The organism is Rhizobium sp. CB3060, assembly GCF_025200735.1.
In the GTDB taxonomy this organism is placed as follows: domain Bacteria; phylum Pseudomonadota; class Alphaproteobacteria; order Rhizobiales; family Rhizobiaceae; genus Rhizobium.
The window spans coordinates 775,891-792,495 of record NZ_CP104158.1; the positions used below are offsets into that span (position 1 = coordinate 775,891).

Consider the following 16,605-nt stretch of genomic DNA (forward strand, 5'->3'; position numbering starts at 1 on the left):
TTCGTTCCTCCCTTTAAGTGCTTGAATCGATTCTCCCAATGGATCTCCGACGACCATCATGACGAGGACAATCAGTCGAGAAACGGCAATACGACGAGTGTGCCTGGATCGAGGTTGTGGCGGATGCACACATCCTGTGCCAGCGAGAAATACCGTTCCGCCTCATCCATGTCGTCATGCTCAAGGCTCAGTGTCGCCAGGCCATCATAGCACGGAAAAAGCAGTTGCGGTTCGTCAATTTCCTTCGCGACCTCAAGGGCTTCCTCGTAATACTTACGAGCTAGCTTCGGCTGCCCATGGCATTGATGGATCTGCCCGAGGACGATCAGCGGTACGGAGAGATGGTCACGCTGATCGAGTGCGCGATCGATCTCCACTGCCTTCTCCGCCGCCGGCACACCTTCGGCGGCGCAACGATCCGTGAAGGTGCAGCAGGAAACGGCGAGGTTGGCGAGAAGGCGTGCCTGGAAGCCGAGATCGCCGATCCGGGTTGCGACCTCCAGCCCGCGCCGGCAAACTTTGATGGCGTTGGCCGGATCGACAATCGTGTAGAGTACGCCGAGATTGGAATAAGCGCGGCACGCGGCACTTTGCAGATCGGCCTTTTCGGCAACGGTAAGGCTGCGCTCTACTTCCTGTACGGCATCGCGGCGACGACCGAGCCGCGCCAGTGCCGCGCCCTTGGTGTTCAGCGCCTCCGCCATCGCTCGCGCTGCCTCCCGTCCGGCCTCGGTCGTTCCGTCGATCGGTAGCGTTTGCAGCCGCTGCAGGGCCTGCGTAGCCCATTCAGCGGCAGCGGCCTGATCGCCCATGCGGAACGCCAGATGACCGCGTTCCTGCAGGAGATGCGCATGTTCGATCGGCGCATCGATCGTCGCGATCATGGCTTCGGCCTCGGCGCAATGTGCTTCCGCTTGATCGCGGCGGCCCGCCTCGAGGTGCAGCCGGCCGATCTTACGCAATATCCTCGCCGCAGCGATCCGATCGTCTCCGGTGCGATGGATCGCAAGCGCTTGCTGATAGTGATTAAAGGCGGCGTCGCGGCGACCGGCAGGGCCGCAGAGATCGGCGAGACGCTCCAGGAGCGCCAATTGTTCCGGGGCCACCTCCGGCTCGTTTGCAAAGGCGGCAAGCGCTTGGCGGTAGAGGCGCATCGCGTCGTCATTGGCGTAGGTCTTGCGCGCCAGATCGCCGGCAGCCATCAGGTAGCTGGCCCCCTTTGCCTTCTCGGTGGTCAGGCTGAAATGATGACCGAGCTGTGACAGATGCTCCGGCCGGTCGGGCGCTGAGCCATATTGGCGCTCCAGAACCCGTCCGATCCGGTGATGAAGCTCCATGCGCCGTTGCAGCAGGAGATTATGGTAGATGACGTCATGCAGCAGGGATTGGCTGAAGCGATAGGCGGGAGAAACACCGGCATCAGGCCCGCGCAATTCCTCGATGATATTTGCATCGCAGAGATAGTCCAACGCAGCATCGATGGCAGTCGGGTCGGTGGCGACGGAGCGGAGCAGGGCAGTGTCGAACTTCGGGCCGACCACCGCCGCCTCCTGCGCCAACCGTCTAATCTCCTGCGGCAGACGATCGACGCGGGCAAGCAAGAGAGCCTGCAGATTGACTGGAATATCGACATCCGTCTCTTCCGCCGCAACTTGCCAGCGTTGACCGTCATTGTGCAGCCTGCCCATATCGATCAATCCCCGCAGGATCTCTTCGATGAAGAGCGGATTGCCGCCGGCGCGATCAAGGATGCGCTTGCGCATCGCGACCGGCAGCTTGCTATGGCTCTCGCCGAAAAACGCGGCGAGCAGCTTCTGCCCGTCGGTTGCGTTGAGTGGGCCAAGACGTTGGACGGTAACGCTGACGCGATTGGAGTCCAGCGGGTCGATCTGCGATGTCGGCCGGTAGATCGCAAGCAGCATCAGCCGGCTGCGCTCCAGCCGATCCAGCATGAAGCGAAGCACTTCCAGCGAGGCCGCGTCCGCCCAATGCAGATCCTCGATGACAAGCAGTAGGGGACCTTGCGCCAGCCGCCGCTCGAACACCGTGCGGACCGCATAGAAGATCTGCCGCCGCAACTGTTCCGGCTCGATGTGCCGCAGCGCTCCACTGGGGTCACCGAGGCCGAGGACATGCAGAAAGAGCGGCGAAAGTCCCTCAACATCCTCCTGCGTGAGATCCAGCGCGCGGAAACCCGTCGCCAGCAATTGTCGCGTCCTGTCGAGATTGTCCCGCTCGCCGATGCCGTAAGCACTGCGCACGACCGCGGCAAGCGTGCCATAGGACTGTTCGCCGAGAGGGGAGCAGGTCGCCTTGCGGATGGCTAGGCCCTGAAAGCGGGCTGCATTGCCGGCGATCCCGATGAATTCATTGACCAGCCGCGACTTGCCGATGCCGGCTTCGCCGATGAGGCGGACAAGTTGCGCCGCACCGCCGCAGGCAAGGTCGAGACAGGTCAATAGCCGCGACAATTCGGTATCCCGTCCGATCATCGGGGCCCGCAGGCCGAAACTCTCTAGCCCGCGCGCCGTATGCGGTGCCTCCAAAGGTCCTGTCAGCCGATGGACAAGCACGTTGCCGCTTTTGCCGCGCAAGGCTTGGGCGCCGAGGCTGTCGAAAGCGAAGGCATGGCGGGTGAGACGATAGGTCAGCGGCCCGACGAGGATATCGTTTTCGCCGGCCATGGATTGCAGGCGTTGGGCGGTATTCACCGTGTCGCCGGTGACGGAATAGGATTTTGTGCTAACGGCGCCGAAGCCGCCGGTGACGACCGGGCCGCTGTTGATGCCGATATGCAGACGCAGCGGCACGCCGGCCCGAGGCTGCCAGCGCTCGCCGACCTGTGTTGCCCGATCGATCATGTTGAGCGCAGCATTCAGTGCCCGCATCGGATCGTCCTCATGGGCAACCGGCGCGCCGAACAGAGCCAGCAGCGCATCGCCGACGAACTTGTCGACAAAGCCGCCATAGGCCTCGACTGCCTGGGTCATCTCTTCGAACAATTCGTTCTGCAGCACCCGCATCACTTCCGGGTCGATCTGCTCGCTCAATGTCGTGAAGCCACAGAGATCGGCAAAAAGCACGGTTACCGGTCGCCGGTCGGCATCGTCCCCGGATTTTGCTGGCGGAGCCTCGATGATCTGCTTGGCTGCGGATGGGGCTTTGTCGGAAATCGCGGCGCCGCATCGGGGGCAGAAGGCAAAATCAGGCTGGCAGGGAAAGCCGCACGCAGCGCAGGAGATAGGTTGCTTTGCGCCGCATCGCGGACAGAAAGCAAAGCCGCTCTGAATATCGAAACCGCAGCCCGCACATTCCATCGGACGCACCTCGAAAAAGCCCGGTGCGCCACGGCTCCTTCAGCCGCAACCAACGGTCTTCAATATGGCGATAAACATGAACCTGCTGCCTCATGCCCGCAAGCACTAAACAAGTGGTAGAACCACTATCGCCGTTTGAATGACCAGCCCTCGGGCCGCCCCTCGATCACGGTCACCGTATCGCCGATCTTTACCGTGCCTTCGCCGCGCGGTGCGGCATTCCAGCCGAAGAGCGGACCGGGGACGCGGCGGTCGGCAGACATGCGGACGCGGCCCATGGCGGGCATCGGGTTCGGAACGTCGCGCGAGCCGGTTTTCTGGTCCTGCGTCGTCATGATGCAGCGGGCGCATGGCTTGACGAGATCGAGCCGAATGCCGCCGATCTCGATCGCCGCCCAGCGGTCCTCGGGCCACTCCTCATCGCAGTCGATGACGATGTTGGGGCGAAAACGCTCCATGCCGACCGAACCCTCGCTATGGGTGGCAAGATCGGCATTTAGCGCCTTCAGCGAGCCGGTGGTGGTGATCAGGATCTGGTATCCGTCGACGAAGGTAACCGGCGCGTCGCCGCCGGCCCATTCCGGATTGGCGACGCGCTTGGCGAGCCTGTCGAAGAAGACCATTTTGACGTCGCGACCGAGCCACGCCGACAGGGCCTTGTTGGTTTCCTCGTCGGCAACAGAAGCGCTGACATCCGATTTCCAGACGACGACATCCATGCGGTTGTCCGGGTGCGGCGGAGGCACGATGATGTCGGCCTTGCCCTCCATTTTCAGACGCAGATAGGAGGGGCCAGGCTGGATGTCGATGCGGGCAAGATCCTGCAATTCGCGTTGCGTGATGAATTGGCCTGATGGTTCGACCAGCATGGCGCGACGATCGCCGACCAGGCCGAAGGCGTCGACGGAGGCGGATGGAATGGCAATGCCGCGCGCGCTCTTGAGCGGATAGATGAAGAGATCGCTGATCCGCATGAATAGCCCTCAGATTTCGTCGATGAACATTGCCAGCACCGTCTTCAACCGCTCGTGCCGCTCGCCGGCAAACCTGCGGCCGGTTTCGGTCTGAAACCCATCCGCTAGTTTGAACAGCTTTGTCTCGAAATGGTCAATGGCGAAGCGCTTGTCGTCCAGCGGCCGCTCTGTCGCGAGCGGGTCGAACGGATCGTAGAGGCCCGAGCCCAGGCGCCCCGCGATATAGAAACAACGGGCAGCGCCGACCATGCCGATCGCATCCAGCCGGTCGGCATCCTGCAGCATTTTCGCCTCCGGCGTTTCCGGCGGAATATTGGCGGAAAAGCTGTGCGTGGTGATCGCGTGCGATACGGCGGCGATATCCTCGCCAGCCCATCCAAGCTCCCTCAGGATGCCCGAGGCCTTCTCGGCTGCCAGCCGCGATGCCTGGGCGCGATGCGGCGAATTTTTCTCCACCGAGACGCAATCATGCAGCAATACGGCGGCGGCGAGGATGCGGGCATCGCCGCCTTCTTCGGCCTGGATCGACATGGCGCTCTTGAAGACGCGCAGGATGTGGGCGACGTCGTGCGAGCCGTCGTCGCCATCGGCCGCATGTGGAATAAGCTGCGCGGCGAGCGTCTCGAACGGGGCAAAGGCCCGCGCCATCCTGTTGGTATCCATCTTCGGCCCCATGTCGGAGTGATCTGTCGGAATGATCTCGTGCGTTCCTACCGGGCGCAGAGATTCGCCGCAATCATTCCGTCGTTTTCCTCCCCGTCAGAACCTTCTGATAGAAAAGACCGATGCCGATCAGCACCACGCCGAGGCCGATGAAGGATAGTGCTCGCAGGAAGCCTTCGAGATTTGCCATGTCGATCAGAAACACTTTCACGACAGCGACGAACACCAGCGCAGCCGACGCGATACGCAGGCTGCGAGCATCGAAACGCGCCCCAAGCCAAAGAAGGGCGATGCCGATCAGCAGCCAGACGACGGAATAGGAATAGACTTCCCCCTGGATGAAGTCATTCCAGAACGGGATGTATTCGCCCTGCCAGAAACGGCGCACCGACAGCGTCGCCCAGGCAAAGGCCATGACCGCGCCGGCGACGGCCAACATCGTCACATAAGGCCGTGGCCGTCTGCCCCGCGCATAGAGCGCCAAGCCGCCATAGGCGATCGCCGGCAGCAGATAGCCGAGCAGCAACAGGTTGAAGAAAGGAATCCCGCCGGTGCTTTCGCCTGTCATGAAGGGGTTGAGCCCGAGCAAATGCAACGACAGGATCAGGATGACGGAGAGGACACCGAGCGCCATTCCGCCATAACGGAAGACGGGGCTCGATGCGCTGAGATCAAGCGCCATCAGCGTCGCCGAGGCGCCGATCGCCAGCAATGTGTAGATCGATTGTTCGCTGAGCGTCGGAATGTTTGCATTCAAGACGCCGCCGTTCATCGCATGGCGCACCAGGATTGCGATGGTCAGCAGCACCAGGAAGCTCGCAAGCGCCTGCAGCGTGTTGCGCAGCCGGAGGTCCTGCGAATGCCTGAGCTCGAAGGCGGCCCAGACGGCGAGGGCCGCGGGGATGCCGTAACCAGCAAGCAGCATGTTGAAGATCGGCGTCGTGCCGAGTTCATCCGGGTCGACGATGGTCGGCTGCCAGGCAATGCGCCCGAGGGTGATGAGCAGCGCCGCAACCATCGTCCATGGCAGGGCCGGCCAGGAGCGGGCGCGCCCGGCGAGCAGAAATGCCATGCCAAGCACCGGCAGCAGTATCGTCGGGGTGGCGTCATGGGTCAGCGTATGAAGAGCGAAGACCAGGGCAGCGAAGGAGCCTGCCGCGAGGATATTGGTCGGCAAGGCCCCGTTGGCTTCCGGGGAACGGCGGTGCTGCAATTCGGCGAGCGCCATCAGGACCGCAGCAAGCACGATGCCATAAAGCCCATGCAGCCAGTCGCGCATCCAGTTGCCGAAGGTGACATAGCTGATCACGGCGATCGTCAGCGGCGTGGCGACCATGATCGCGCTCCATAGCGCGGCAAAGGGCTTCTCGCTTTCGCCAAAACGCTTGAGAAAGAAGAAGCCGGCGATGACAAAGATCGCGCCAAGGCCGAGACCGTCATAGACGACAAGATGGGAAAGTGCCGGAACGATCTGCGCTATGTTCAGCTCCGCACCGATCTCCGGCTGCATCAGGGCGATGAACATGCCAAAGCCGGCCGCTATGGCCGACAGGATTGCCGCCCAGGCCGCATACACGCGGCTGGCTCCGAGGGCCGCAAGGGTGGCGACGATCACAGCGAAGAGAAGCGATGCGTCCGGGAGCGGGTATCCGTATAGAAGACTGTAAACGAGGAAGGCCAGGGCGACCGCGGCGCTGCCGATCGATGCCGTCAGCGTCATTCCAAGCGGCGCGCGCGCCAGGAACGCGGCCCAATGGCTGGCCGGTGGTGCGACCGATAACCCCTCGGTTTCGGCCGAATCTATATCTTCCTCGATCGTTGCGGCTGCTCCATAGCGTCCGGGCCAGATGAAAATCGTGCCGGCGATCATCGCCAGCATGGCCAGAGTAACCGGGGTCAGGTCAACGACATCGCTATTGAAGATGTAAAGCAGCGGCCAGATGCTGAGGAGGGCATTGGCGAAAGACGGTACGGTGTGCCAACGGCGCAGGCGCGATGCCGCAATGGTGGCGAGCCAAGTGAAGACGAGATAGCCGAACAGCGTCCACGGTCTTGGCGCCGTCGAGGCAATGAGCACCGGGGTGATCATGGAAGCCAGGAGCCCAAGCCCCGCAAGCGCCTGGCCATGCAGCAGCGACAGGCCAAGCGTGGCGAGCGAAATCAGCCCCAGAAGGACGAAGGCGGCCGCCGGTCCGATGAAGCCGTAAATGCCATGGGCAGCATAGGTCGAGCCGAACAGCGCGACGACACCCGCCGCCGTCAGCACGCCGGGGATCATCGCGTTCTGGAAGGTATTGGCCAGCATAGGCTCGGACCGGCGCCGGATGACTTCGCCAGCAGCGATAAGGACCAAGCCGAAGATGGCGGCAAGCACCAGCCGCACGGCAGGACTGAGCAGGCCGCTTTCGATCGAATATTTGACCAGGAAGATGCCGCCGAACGCCAGCGCAATACCGCCCACCCAGACGGCCCAGCGGGCGCCAATCGTGCTCTCCAGACTTTCGTCTTTCTGCTGAAGGGCGGCCGCGACCATGTCCTCTTGTTGCTCTGGCGTGCCGCCATCGGAAAAGGCGGCTTCCTCCATGTCTGACGTTGTCTCTGCGGCGGCTTCGGTCAACGGCTGCGCCGCGGTTTCGGACGCTTCGATTACCTCTTCAATAGACTCTGCCGCTGCTGCTGATTCGCCTGCACCGACCGACAACACATGGCCGGCAAGCGCATTTTGCAGCTCTGAAACGCGGCTTTCCAGCCGTTGTAGCCGTTGGTTGTAGCTGCGCAGGATCAAAATACCCACGACCACAATCACGATCAGCAGCAATTCAGTCATATCCACTCCATGGGCTACCGTCGTTACATTATACGAAAAGACCAGTACAGGAAGGGCCAATCGGCCGATTTTCCCTATGATTACAGGGAATTACCAGATAGGGAGCGGGACGCACCGCGCGGTCGGCCATCATAGACTTATTAGGAAATAGCGATTTATAACTTGAAAACTATTGTTAATACTCATTAACAATTCGTCTTTACCCGGGCGGCAAATCAGCCTATCAACACTCATAGTTAACCAGAACGTATTGCGTACAAACGACGTCGCATGAGGCGGCTCCTCACCCAAGGAGGTTTGTATGTCCCATGTATCTTCCACATCCAATAGTACCTATCCTTATCGCGGTACGCTTTCGCGGCTCGATGCGAATGACGACGGTGTTTTGAGTCGTGAAGAGCGCGAAGCCGACGAGCGTCCGGGCATTCTCGAGACCGATGCGGTCGATAACGGTAGCGCGAATGGCGCATTGGGCAGCCTGATGGCAAAGCTGATGCAAATGCCCACCGGTAGCGCGACGACGGGCAAAATGTCCGCGGCCAGTAATGCTTACGACCTCGATCTGTTGACGCCGATGGATGCTTACAACAGCACTTACGGCCAATACGACGTGGACAGCAGCATGGCGGCCTGAGCGATCGCCTTGCCCATACCATCATAAGGGCCCGCCGGACAGTGGCGGGCCTTTTTGCGTCCAAGACCTGCCCATTTCTCTTCTCGCGGGAACACCCGACCCTGTGATGCGTTGCCTTCACGACTCAAACGGGAGAATGTTCCATGAGGACGATCATTATTGCTGCGGCCCTGGCCTTGGCGGCAGCTCTGCCCGCGACTGCGCAGGACAAGCAGACGGCAATTGCCAATTTTATCGGTGTCGACGGCAAACAGGCGGGACGGGCGGTCCTGACCGAGGCGAAGACGGGCGTGCTGATCGAACTCGACGTGTCCGGCCTGCCCGCCAATCGATGGGTCGCCTTCCATATCCATGAGAACAATCATTGCGACCATACGCACGGCTTCGAATCCGCCGGCGGCCATTTCAATCCCGCAAATGCCGAACACGGCCTGCTTGCGGCCAATGGCCCGCATGCCGGCGACATGCCTAATCAATATGTCGACCAGGACGGCAAGCTCAGGGCGCAGGTCTTCAACGGCATGGTCTTGCTGGACGGCAAAAACGGCATTCGCGGCCGAACGCTGATGATCCATGCGGAGTCGGATGATTACCGCAGCCAACCCGTCGGCGGCGCCGGTAAACGGCTGGCTTGCGCCGTTATCGAATAGCCCTGCGCCAAGGGTGATTCGCTCGACTGTCGTGATCTGCGCCAAGCAGCGGTTGTCTCTCGCTCGCAGAGGCCCACCGCCAATATGATTCGCTGTCTGTCAATTGGGGTTAATGATCAATTAACACCTATCTTTGACCGTCTCCGAAAATCGGCCTATGCCAATCGGCATTTCAACGAGCGTACTGCGTTCCACCGAAAACGTCTGACAGCGTTTACTTCAGGAGATTTGGATGAGTGGTATTTCTTCAGTTGGAAGCAGCATGAGCGCTGCCTCGTACAATCCCCTTGATAAGAATCACGATGGCGTTGTGGACGCCCAGGAGCTGCAGGAAGCAGCACAATCCGGCCTCCTGTCTGCAAGCGTTCTTGCCGACGAGGACGGTGACGACAGCAGCGATCAGAGCGCCACGGGCGCTTTCTCGGGCAATCTGGCGTCCATGCTGCTGCAGATGCAGCAGAGCAGCGGCAGTGGCGAGACCAGCACTGATTCGTCTGCCGCCGACACCTCATCCGTGGAAAAGACGTCCAACAACAGCAGCGGCGGCACGGCCACTAGCGACAATACCAGCCAGAATGCTTTGGAAGTCTTCATCAAAGAGATGGAGGCCTCGATGAATGTCTATCAGAATACCTACGGTCAGTACGATCCCGATCCGTCGGATAGCGTTGCCGCCTGATCGGCCGTTCTCGTAAAAGCTGAAAATGGACGGAGATTGCGCAAGCGCAGTCTCCGTTTTTATATGACGCCGATTTCCGCTTGCAACGACAGGACAAAGGGCGCGTTGCCGTCCGCATCGGCGCCGCGGCCGATCGCCTTGACGGCGTCGACGAGCCGGCCTTTGCGGTCAAGCATCTGGTCACCAATCATGATCAGCCGTGCATTCGGCGTCGCATAGGGCGAGGTGGTGCGCAGGCGATGGGCAAGTGCCAGATCGTCCTGCTCGGGATGGACGGCAAGCGCTGCGATCAGCGCGGCCGCGGGGGAGCGCGACACGCCCATCCAGCAATGGATCAGCAGCGGTGCCGTGCGATCCCAGTTTCTGGCAAAATCGATGATATCGCGGACATGCGTTTCCTGCGGTGCCACGAGGTCGCCGGTACCGGGAAAGCTGATGTCGTTCATACCAAGCAGCAGGTGCCGTTCTGCTTTGATCACCGCCGGCCGGTGAAACGTCTGTTCCTTGGCCATCAAGCTGATCATTTCGGATGCGCCGTGACGAACGGCCATCTCGGCGATGCGTGCCAGCGGCGATACGACGATCGCGGTCATGCGTCGGTTCTCACGGTGGCGCGTTCGGCCTCGATCGCCGCGAAGCGCGCCAGGAAGAGGCGTTGCGCTTCGATCGCCGGCATCGGTTCCATCGGCAACATCTCCTGCGTAATGCCGCGAGGCTGGCCGAAGAACTTGCGCGCTTCCTGCGGCGTGAAACCGGCAAGCAGCGTCGCCTCGAAATAGGCAGAGACCGTATCGGCCTTCTTGATCTTTTCCTTCAATGCCGGCCCGCAATGCGGCGGCAGAGTAAAGCGTCGGTAGATCGCGGCTTCCAGGCGCTTCTCCACCACCTTGTAGTCGCCGCCGACCACGGATTTGAACGGCGAGATCATGTCGCCGATGACATATTCGGGTGCATCGTGCAGCAGCGCCGCCAACTGCTCGTCCGGCGTCGGCTGGTTGAGGTGACGGAAGATCGTCTCCACCACGAGACTGTGTTGTGCCACCGAGAAAGCGTGATCCCCGGAGGTCTGGCCGTTCCAGCGCGCCACGCGGGCAAGCCCGTGGGCAATATCGCTGATCTCGACGTCGAGCGGCGAAGGGTCCAGCAGATCCAGCCTGCGGCCGGACAACATGCGCTGCCAGGCGCGCGGGATATTGCCCGCTGTCATGCCGAAGCCTCATCGCTCTGCGTGGGGAAAGAGAGGCCGGACCAGGCGGGCAGCGCGAGCGAAACTTCGCGATCTGCCGCCAGGATGGGCGTGTCGGCGGCGATGGCTTCGCCGGCGCGGTCAATGCGGACGATGGCGAGGCCCTTGGCGCCCTCGATCGAACCGAGCGTGCCGATCGGCTTGCCATCGGCAGTCAACTCGGTGCCGGTGGCGGGCAAATCAGCGCTACCGCTGACGATGACGACCCGTCGGCGCGCCGTGCCGCGATGCTGCATGCGGGACACCACTTCCTGACCGACATAGCAGCCCTTGCGGAAGCCGAGGCCGCCGTTCAGATCCATCAGCACGTCATGCGGAAAAGCATCCTGCAGGGCGAAATCCTGGCCGGAAACTGCAATGCCATTGGCAATGCGCAGCGTCTGGTAGAGCGCCTGCGCATCGTCGCCGTCCTGGCCGGGCGTGCGCGTCAGCGTGATCCCTGCCTTGGCGAAGCGGCTGTCCTTCCGGCTTTCAGTCGCATTCTCGCCCCAGGCGACCGTGACGCCTTCCATTTCCATTGCAGCAAAATCGACCGGTGCGCGCAGGCGGTACATGGTGAGCCGCTTCAGAAATCCGTCTCTCTGCGTTGCATCGGTCTCCAACAGAAAGCCGGGGCCATCCCGCCAGATCATGAAATCGAACAGGATCTTGCCTTGCGGCGTGAGCAGTGCGCCGGGACGGGCCTCGTCCGTGCCGAGCGAGGCAAGATCGGTGGTGATGAGATTGTGCAGGAAGGCTTCCGCCTCCGCGCCGGTGACGCGAAGAAAGGAGCGATCTCTGAGGAATACGGCTGGCATTGTGGACCCGCTAATTTGGCCTATCGCTCAGAGGTAAGGCCTCCGGTCGGGAACCGCAAGTTCTGAGCAGGGATCATTCGCCCGACGTGAAGAATTTCCACTTGCCATCGGGTGTGATGCCGACGCGGTAGAAATTATAGCCGCCGAATTCCAGCATGTCGGAGAAATCGCCGGCGGTAACGATGCGCATCAAATCGACCTTTTCCGGCGCAGTCAGGGACTTGATGTCCTTCTCCGCGAAATAGGGCCAGACATACATTTCATCCGGTGTGCCTTGGCCGACATGCGCAAAGCCGGACGACATGATGTCAAGGAGAATGGAGAGGATCTCGATGCCGTCGGGGTCGCCGGAAAGATCATGCAGCGTCTTGATCGGGTCTTCGGTCGGATCGTCCGCCGTCACCTGCGTCTGCTTGAGGCCGCCGCCGACGTTCATCAGCGGACGCAGACGCTCTAGATCACCGGAGGCGGCCGCCTCGACGATCGCTTCCCGCAGCTTGCGCACCGGCTCAGGCGCCTTGCTGATATCGAAGAGAATCTCCGCCTGCTTGCCGCCATTCGGTGCACTGCTCGATGCGGCACCACTGCTCTGTCCGGCCTGGTTGTTAACCAGCGGATCGGGTGCGGGAATTGTTTTTGAGGGTGCCTCCAGCGCCTCTTCGACCGGCTTGTCATTGCGCTGCTGCGCTGATTTCCCGGCAACGCCCGGCTGGGCGGCGGGCGGATTGAGCTGGGAGAAGGCAAAGGCCGGCAAAGGTAGGGCGAGGCTGCCGAAAAACATGGTCGCTACGGCAAGCGAGGCAATGGAACGTCGAAACTCATTGCCCGGTACGGTGTGCATAGGGATCTCTGGCTGTTATTGCAGGGTGCGGTTCGGAGAGAATTCACCAGCAAGCATGCGGTCCCTAAGTGATTCGAGCAAGGCTTCTGCGCCCTGTTCTCCCTGAATGCGAATAGTCTCGCGGATGGCATGGGCAATTGCAGCGTCGGCGATGATTTCCGGCTCGATGCCGTCAGCCATCCCGTCAGCCCAGGCCTCGTTCTGGTATTCCAGCGCTGCCTGCCTTTTTTCGTGGACAATCATGTCGTCGATGTCGTTCAGGCTTGGTTCCATTGTTTCGTTCCTCGAGACGTCCATGTCCTTACCGCTTGATTAACGACTTTATCAGCCTTTTCCTAAAACGACACGGCTCGGCATGAAAAGGGGTTAATAAATCGTCAATTTCCAAAGCGAGCGGTTATTTCTGTGGCAAGTGTTGCACCTTCGTTACGGTAGCGCTCCTCAGCCACGATAGCCTGCGGCGTGCAATCCGTGTAAACCGATGCAAAGGATCTATATCCTCGGTTGAACGAGGCAGTCAGTTTTTCCTTGCGTTTCGGCTCGTCTTTCGTCTCTGCGTCCAGCAATCGCTGCATATCGGCCCGCCAGGAATCTTCTTTTCCGGTGTTGCAGAGATTGCGCAGATAGTGGATCGAGCCGAGAATTTCGGCGAGCCGTGACAACTGATCGTCATAGGGCGTCGGCCGCTCAGCATTATCGGTGTTGCCCGGCACCTGCGCCTCCGGAACGCTCGCCGGAGGCTGCGCAAAGGCCGGAAATGCGGCCACAAACGCGGCGCAGACCGGGAACAGGTTGATGAGGCGACGGTGATTCATACACACAGTTGATATGCCAAGCATGACCGGAGCAAGGCGAAAGCCTCACTTTCCACGCCGTTATTGTTACGCATCGTTAACGCTGGGGCTTCGAATATCTTGTTAGACCCGAGCAGCCGTCAGCCGTTCGGCGCATTCGAGCACGCTCGCCGGAACGGGCAGGGCGCGGATCTCTTCCAGTGAATACCAGCCAATCGCCGCGGCATCGTCGGCAGCTTCGGCAATCGCATCCTCGTCGGCATCGACCAGAAAGACCGACAGAACGAAATGGCTGACGAGCCTCCCGTCTGCTGCATGGCTCCTGAGATCGTAGGTCTCGTAGAGGCGGGGGTTTCGGGCTGATATTCCGGTCTCTTCCCTGAACTCCCGCAATGCCGTTTCCGCGGGCGTTTCGCCATCCTCGGCCCGCCCGCCGGGAAAGGCATACATATCGGCGGATGGCGGATTGCGCCGCAGCACCAGCAGGAACCGGCCGTCACGTTCAAGGATGGCGGAGGAAGCGGGGCGAGGGATGGAGGTCATGGATCGATTCGGGTTCTGATGAAGATATCGGAGGCAAAGGATACGGCGCTTGTCGTCCGAGATAAAAGCTCTTTTAATTACGAATGAGAATGGCGGCGATTCGGATTCGCCAGCCAGACTGCCGAAAATCATGATGACCTATGGACTTTACGCGCTCGCGGCGCTGGCCGAAATTGCCGGCTGTTTCGCCTTCTGGGCGTGGTTGCGGCTGGCAAAGCCGATCTGGTGGCTTGCGCCCGGCCTGGTGTCGCTGGCGCTGTTTGCCTGGTTGCTGACGTTGGTGCCGAGCGATGTGGCGGGGCGCACCTTTGCCGCCTATGGCGGCGTCTATATCGTTGCTTCCCTACTCTGGCTCTGGCTTGTCGAGGGGCGTTCGCCGGATCGCTGGGATCTCTCCGGCGCTGCCGTTTGCCTTGCGGGCGCGACCATCATTCTCTTTGGTCCTCGCAACTGACCTTGTTCTTGACCGGGCGCCTTGCGGGTGCAAAACAAGCTGCATGTGCGGACGATTTGCGTTGACCGAAACGGAGAAGAAGGTACGGGAATTGCTCGGTTATCTCGAGCATGAAGACTTTCCCGCGCGCTTCAACATTGCCCCTACACAACCGATTCTGGTCGTCGTTTCAGGCGATCGGCCGGAGCGGGGCAGCAATTTGCCGGATCGCCGCGCGCTGCTGGTGCGCTGGGGTTTCACGCCGGCCTGGGTGAAGGATCCCAAGGAATTTCCGTTGCTGATCAATGCCCGCGCAGAAACCGCGATCGGCAAGGCATCGTTCCGCGCCGCCATGCGCCATCGGCGCATCCTGATCCCGGCATCGGGCTTTTACGAATGGCATCGTCCGTCGAAGGAGAGCGGCGAGAAATCGCAGGCCTATTGGATCCGTCCACGCCACGGTGGCGTCATCGCCTTTGCCGGACTGATGGAGACCTGGTCGTCAGCCGATGGTTCCGAGGTCGATACCGGTGCGATCCTGACGACATCAGCGAACCGAACGATGCGTCCGATTCACGACCGGATGCCTGTTGTCGTCAAGCCGGAAGATTTCACGCGCTGGCTCGATTGCAAGACGCAGGAGCCGCGTGAGGTCCTCGATCTGATGGGGCCGGTTCAGGAGGATTTTTTCGAGGCGATTCCGGTTTCGGATCGCGTCAACAAGGTCGCCAATATGGGACCGGAGCTGCAGGTACCCGTTGCGATCGAACCTCCTGCCAAGCCGTCGAAGAAGCTTGATCCCGGCGATGGCCAGTTGAGCCTTCTCTGAACGGCTTGCATTCGATCGGATGCGGCAGGCTTTAAGCGATCTTCTTCTTCAGCGGCTGGGTCTTCAGCATCAGATGTGCTGCCAGGACAGCCTTGAGGCCAAGCGGGCGATAGAGCAGAGTAGGATCGATCTTAACTTGCGGTTGTGCTGATTCGTCTTTTTTCGTGGTCATGTGTTACCTCCTCAACGTGTTCCCAGGGTGTTTTTTGATTCTGCCGTGCGATGTTGTTTTGTCATAAATCATGACAAATCAAAGGCATTCGCCAATCAGCTTTTGTAAACACCGACCATATTTCGCGAGGGTGGCGCGAAATTTAACGCAAAACATATCTAATTTAGTTGTTTATTTTTCGTTAATGAGTTGCGTTAACCACAACGGAATTTGGCCGGAGAGAGTGATTGGCGACCGCGATTTTATCACGATTGGCCCTCCCAATTCCTGCTGCACCACAACTACAACCCGATTGCCGACGTCAAATCGGGCCTGGTTTTAGGCGCTAGATATGCCGGCCGATATCGTCGTTTGAATCATCCACATCAGGATCGGCGGGGCCGTTGATGGTGAAGGTGCCGTATTTGCGTGTCCAGGAACGGGCGCCCAAGGGCAACGACAGGAGATAGGCAACGACGGTGACCACCATGACATGCCAGGTATAGCTCATCAGCAGCGCCACATAGACGACGAGGGCAAGCATGATCGGCAGCACGAGATCGCGGCGAATGCGGCTGCCTTCCGTTTTTCCGGACCAGACGGGCAGGCGGCTGACCAGCAGGAAGCCAATCAACACGGTGTAGGCGGCGCCCCAATAGGCAAAGGTCCTGGTGGGTGCCAGCCCTAGAAAACCGAGATAGACCGGCAGCAATACCAGCATCGCCCCGGCCGGCGCCGGTACGCCGACAAAATATTCAGACTGCCAGGATGCCTTGTTCTCCCGTTCCGCCATGACGTTGAAGCGTGCAAGGCGCAGGCCGGCCGCGATGGTGTAGATCAGCGCCGCGATCCAGCCGAGCGAGCGGGCCTGATCGAGCAGGAATACGTAGACCACGAGCGCCGGCGCGACACCGAAGTTGACAATGTCGGCAAGCGAATCCATCTGCGCGCCGAACTTGGAGGTGGCTTTCATCAGCCGTGCCACGCGTCCGTCGATGCCATCGAGGAAAGCGGCGACAAGCACGGCCACGACCGCGAGCTCGTAACGATTTTCGAAGGCGAGACGGATGCCGGTCAGGCCCGCGCAGATCGCCAGCACGGTGATCATGTTCGGCACCATCAGCCGTAGCGGGATTTCCCGCAGGCGCGGCCCGCGCGCCTCGTCGTTGGGACCATGCGGCTCGAAGGGCGGAAAAGGCGTCTTCATCTCGCTCGTTTTCTCCGGGC

The 16,605-nt window shown here is 60.7% G+C and carries 18 protein-coding genes; 5 read left to right on the forward strand and 13 right to left on the reverse strand.

What is annotated here, in order from left to right:
• Positions 1–71 precede the first annotated feature (71 nt).
• The 4 genes from N2601_RS03850 to N2601_RS03865 form a co-directional block, all read right to left on the reverse strand.
• Positions 72–3,317 (reverse strand): adenylate/guanylate cyclase domain-containing protein, encoded by a 3,246-nt coding sequence (locus N2601_RS03850; protein ID WP_104822516.1) that lies wholly within the window; start codon positions 3,315–3,317, stop codon positions 72–74.
• A 125-nt stretch (positions 3,318–3,442) separates the two neighbouring features.
• Positions 3,443–4,291: an MOSC domain-containing protein gene (locus N2601_RS03855; protein WP_260303535.1), complete on the reverse strand. Its 849-nt coding sequence runs from the start codon at positions 4,289–4,291 to the stop codon at positions 3,443–3,445.
• 9 nt (positions 4,292–4,300) lie between these two features.
• Positions 4,301–4,954, reverse strand: coding sequence for an HD domain-containing protein (locus tag N2601_RS03860; RefSeq protein WP_260303541.1), 654 nt, complete (start codon positions 4,952–4,954; stop codon positions 4,301–4,303).
• A 73-nt stretch (positions 4,955–5,027) separates the two neighbouring features.
• On the reverse strand, positions 5,028–7,781 hold the full coding sequence (locus N2601_RS03865; protein ID WP_260303546.1) for a DUF2339 domain-containing protein: 2,754 nt from the start codon (positions 7,779–7,781) through the stop codon (positions 5,028–5,030).
• Positions 7,782–8,082: 301 nt separating this feature from the next.
• On the opposite strand from N2601_RS03865, the gene N2601_RS03870 reads away from it, so the two are divergent.
• From N2601_RS03870 to N2601_RS03880, 3 genes are all read left to right on the forward strand, one after another.
• Complete coding sequence (locus tag N2601_RS03870; RefSeq protein WP_260303548.1) at positions 8,083–8,415, forward strand: hypothetical protein; 333 nt, start codon at positions 8,083–8,085, stop codon at positions 8,413–8,415.
• A 143-nt stretch (positions 8,416–8,558) separates the two neighbouring features.
• A complete protein-coding gene (locus N2601_RS03875) occupies positions 8,559–9,065 on the forward strand; it encodes a superoxide dismutase family protein (RefSeq protein WP_104822520.1) in 507 nt (168 codons plus the stop codon).
• 262 nt (positions 9,066–9,327) lie between these two features.
• A complete protein-coding gene (locus N2601_RS03880; protein WP_260303550.1) occupies positions 9,328–9,744 on the forward strand; it encodes a hypothetical protein in 417 nt (138 codons plus the stop codon).
• 59 nt (positions 9,745–9,803) lie between these two features.
• On the opposite strand, the gene N2601_RS03885 is transcribed toward N2601_RS03880, so the two are convergent.
• From N2601_RS03885 to N2601_RS03915, 7 genes are all read right to left on the reverse strand, one after another.
• Complete coding sequence (locus tag N2601_RS03885; protein ID WP_260303554.1) at positions 9,804–10,337, reverse strand: tyrosine phosphatase family protein; 534 nt, start codon at positions 10,335–10,337, stop codon at positions 9,804–9,806.
• Entirely contained in the window at positions 10,334–10,951 is a 618-nt protein-coding gene (locus N2601_RS03890; RefSeq protein ID WP_260303562.1) for an HD family hydrolase, read from the reverse strand. Before N2601_RS03890 ends, N2601_RS03885 begins: the two co-directional genes overlap by 4 nt.
• Entirely contained in the window at positions 10,948–11,787 is an 840-nt protein-coding gene (gene ygfZ, locus N2601_RS03895; protein ID WP_260303567.1) for a CAF17-like 4Fe-4S cluster assembly/insertion protein YgfZ, read from the reverse strand. The genes N2601_RS03890 and ygfZ overlap by 4 nt, the downstream gene beginning before the upstream one ends.
• Positions 11,788–11,860: 73 nt before the next feature.
• Positions 11,861–12,628, reverse strand: coding sequence for a hypothetical protein (locus N2601_RS03900; protein ID WP_104822525.1), 768 nt, complete (start codon positions 12,626–12,628; stop codon positions 11,861–11,863).
• A gap of 15 nt (positions 12,629–12,643) precedes the next feature.
• The gene (locus N2601_RS03905) at positions 12,644–12,901 is read right to left on the reverse strand and encodes a hypothetical protein (RefSeq protein WP_028753410.1); all 258 of its coding nucleotides are present in this window, start codon (positions 12,899–12,901) and stop codon (positions 12,644–12,646) included.
• A gap of 104 nt (positions 12,902–13,005) precedes the next feature.
• The gene (locus N2601_RS03910) at positions 13,006–13,467 is read right to left on the reverse strand and encodes a TIGR02301 family protein (RefSeq protein ID WP_445944982.1); all 462 of its coding nucleotides are present in this window, start codon (positions 13,465–13,467) and stop codon (positions 13,006–13,008) included.
• 78 nt (positions 13,468–13,545) lie between these two features.
• Positions 13,546–13,965 (reverse strand): NUDIX hydrolase, encoded by a 420-nt coding sequence (locus N2601_RS03915; RefSeq protein WP_104825039.1) that lies wholly within the window; start codon positions 13,963–13,965, stop codon positions 13,546–13,548.
• A gap of 133 nt (positions 13,966–14,098) precedes the next feature.
• Here N2601_RS03915 and N2601_RS03920 point away from each other — a divergent pair, with 133 nt between their 5' ends.
• Together N2601_RS03920 and N2601_RS03925 are read left to right on the forward strand one after the other, a co-directional pair.
• On the forward strand, positions 14,099–14,419 hold the full coding sequence (locus N2601_RS03920) for a YnfA family protein (protein WP_104822527.1): 321 nt from the start codon (positions 14,099–14,101) through the stop codon (positions 14,417–14,419).
• 43 nt (positions 14,420–14,462) lie between these two features.
• Positions 14,463–15,227: an SOS response-associated peptidase gene (locus tag N2601_RS03925; protein WP_104822528.1), complete on the forward strand. Its 765-nt coding sequence runs from the start codon at positions 14,463–14,465 to the stop codon at positions 15,225–15,227.
• A 31-nt stretch (positions 15,228–15,258) separates the two neighbouring features.
• Here N2601_RS03925 and N2601_RS03930 read toward each other — a convergent pair whose 3' ends face one another.
• A complete protein-coding gene (locus N2601_RS03930) occupies positions 15,259–15,399 on the reverse strand; it encodes a hypothetical protein (RefSeq protein WP_199773532.1) in 141 nt (46 codons plus the stop codon).
• Between the two features lie 325 nt (positions 15,400–15,724).
• A complete protein-coding gene (gene pssA, locus N2601_RS03935; protein ID WP_104822529.1) occupies positions 15,725–16,585 on the reverse strand; it encodes a CDP-diacylglycerol--serine O-phosphatidyltransferase in 861 nt (286 codons plus the stop codon).
• Positions 16,586–16,605 lie beyond the last annotated feature (20 nt).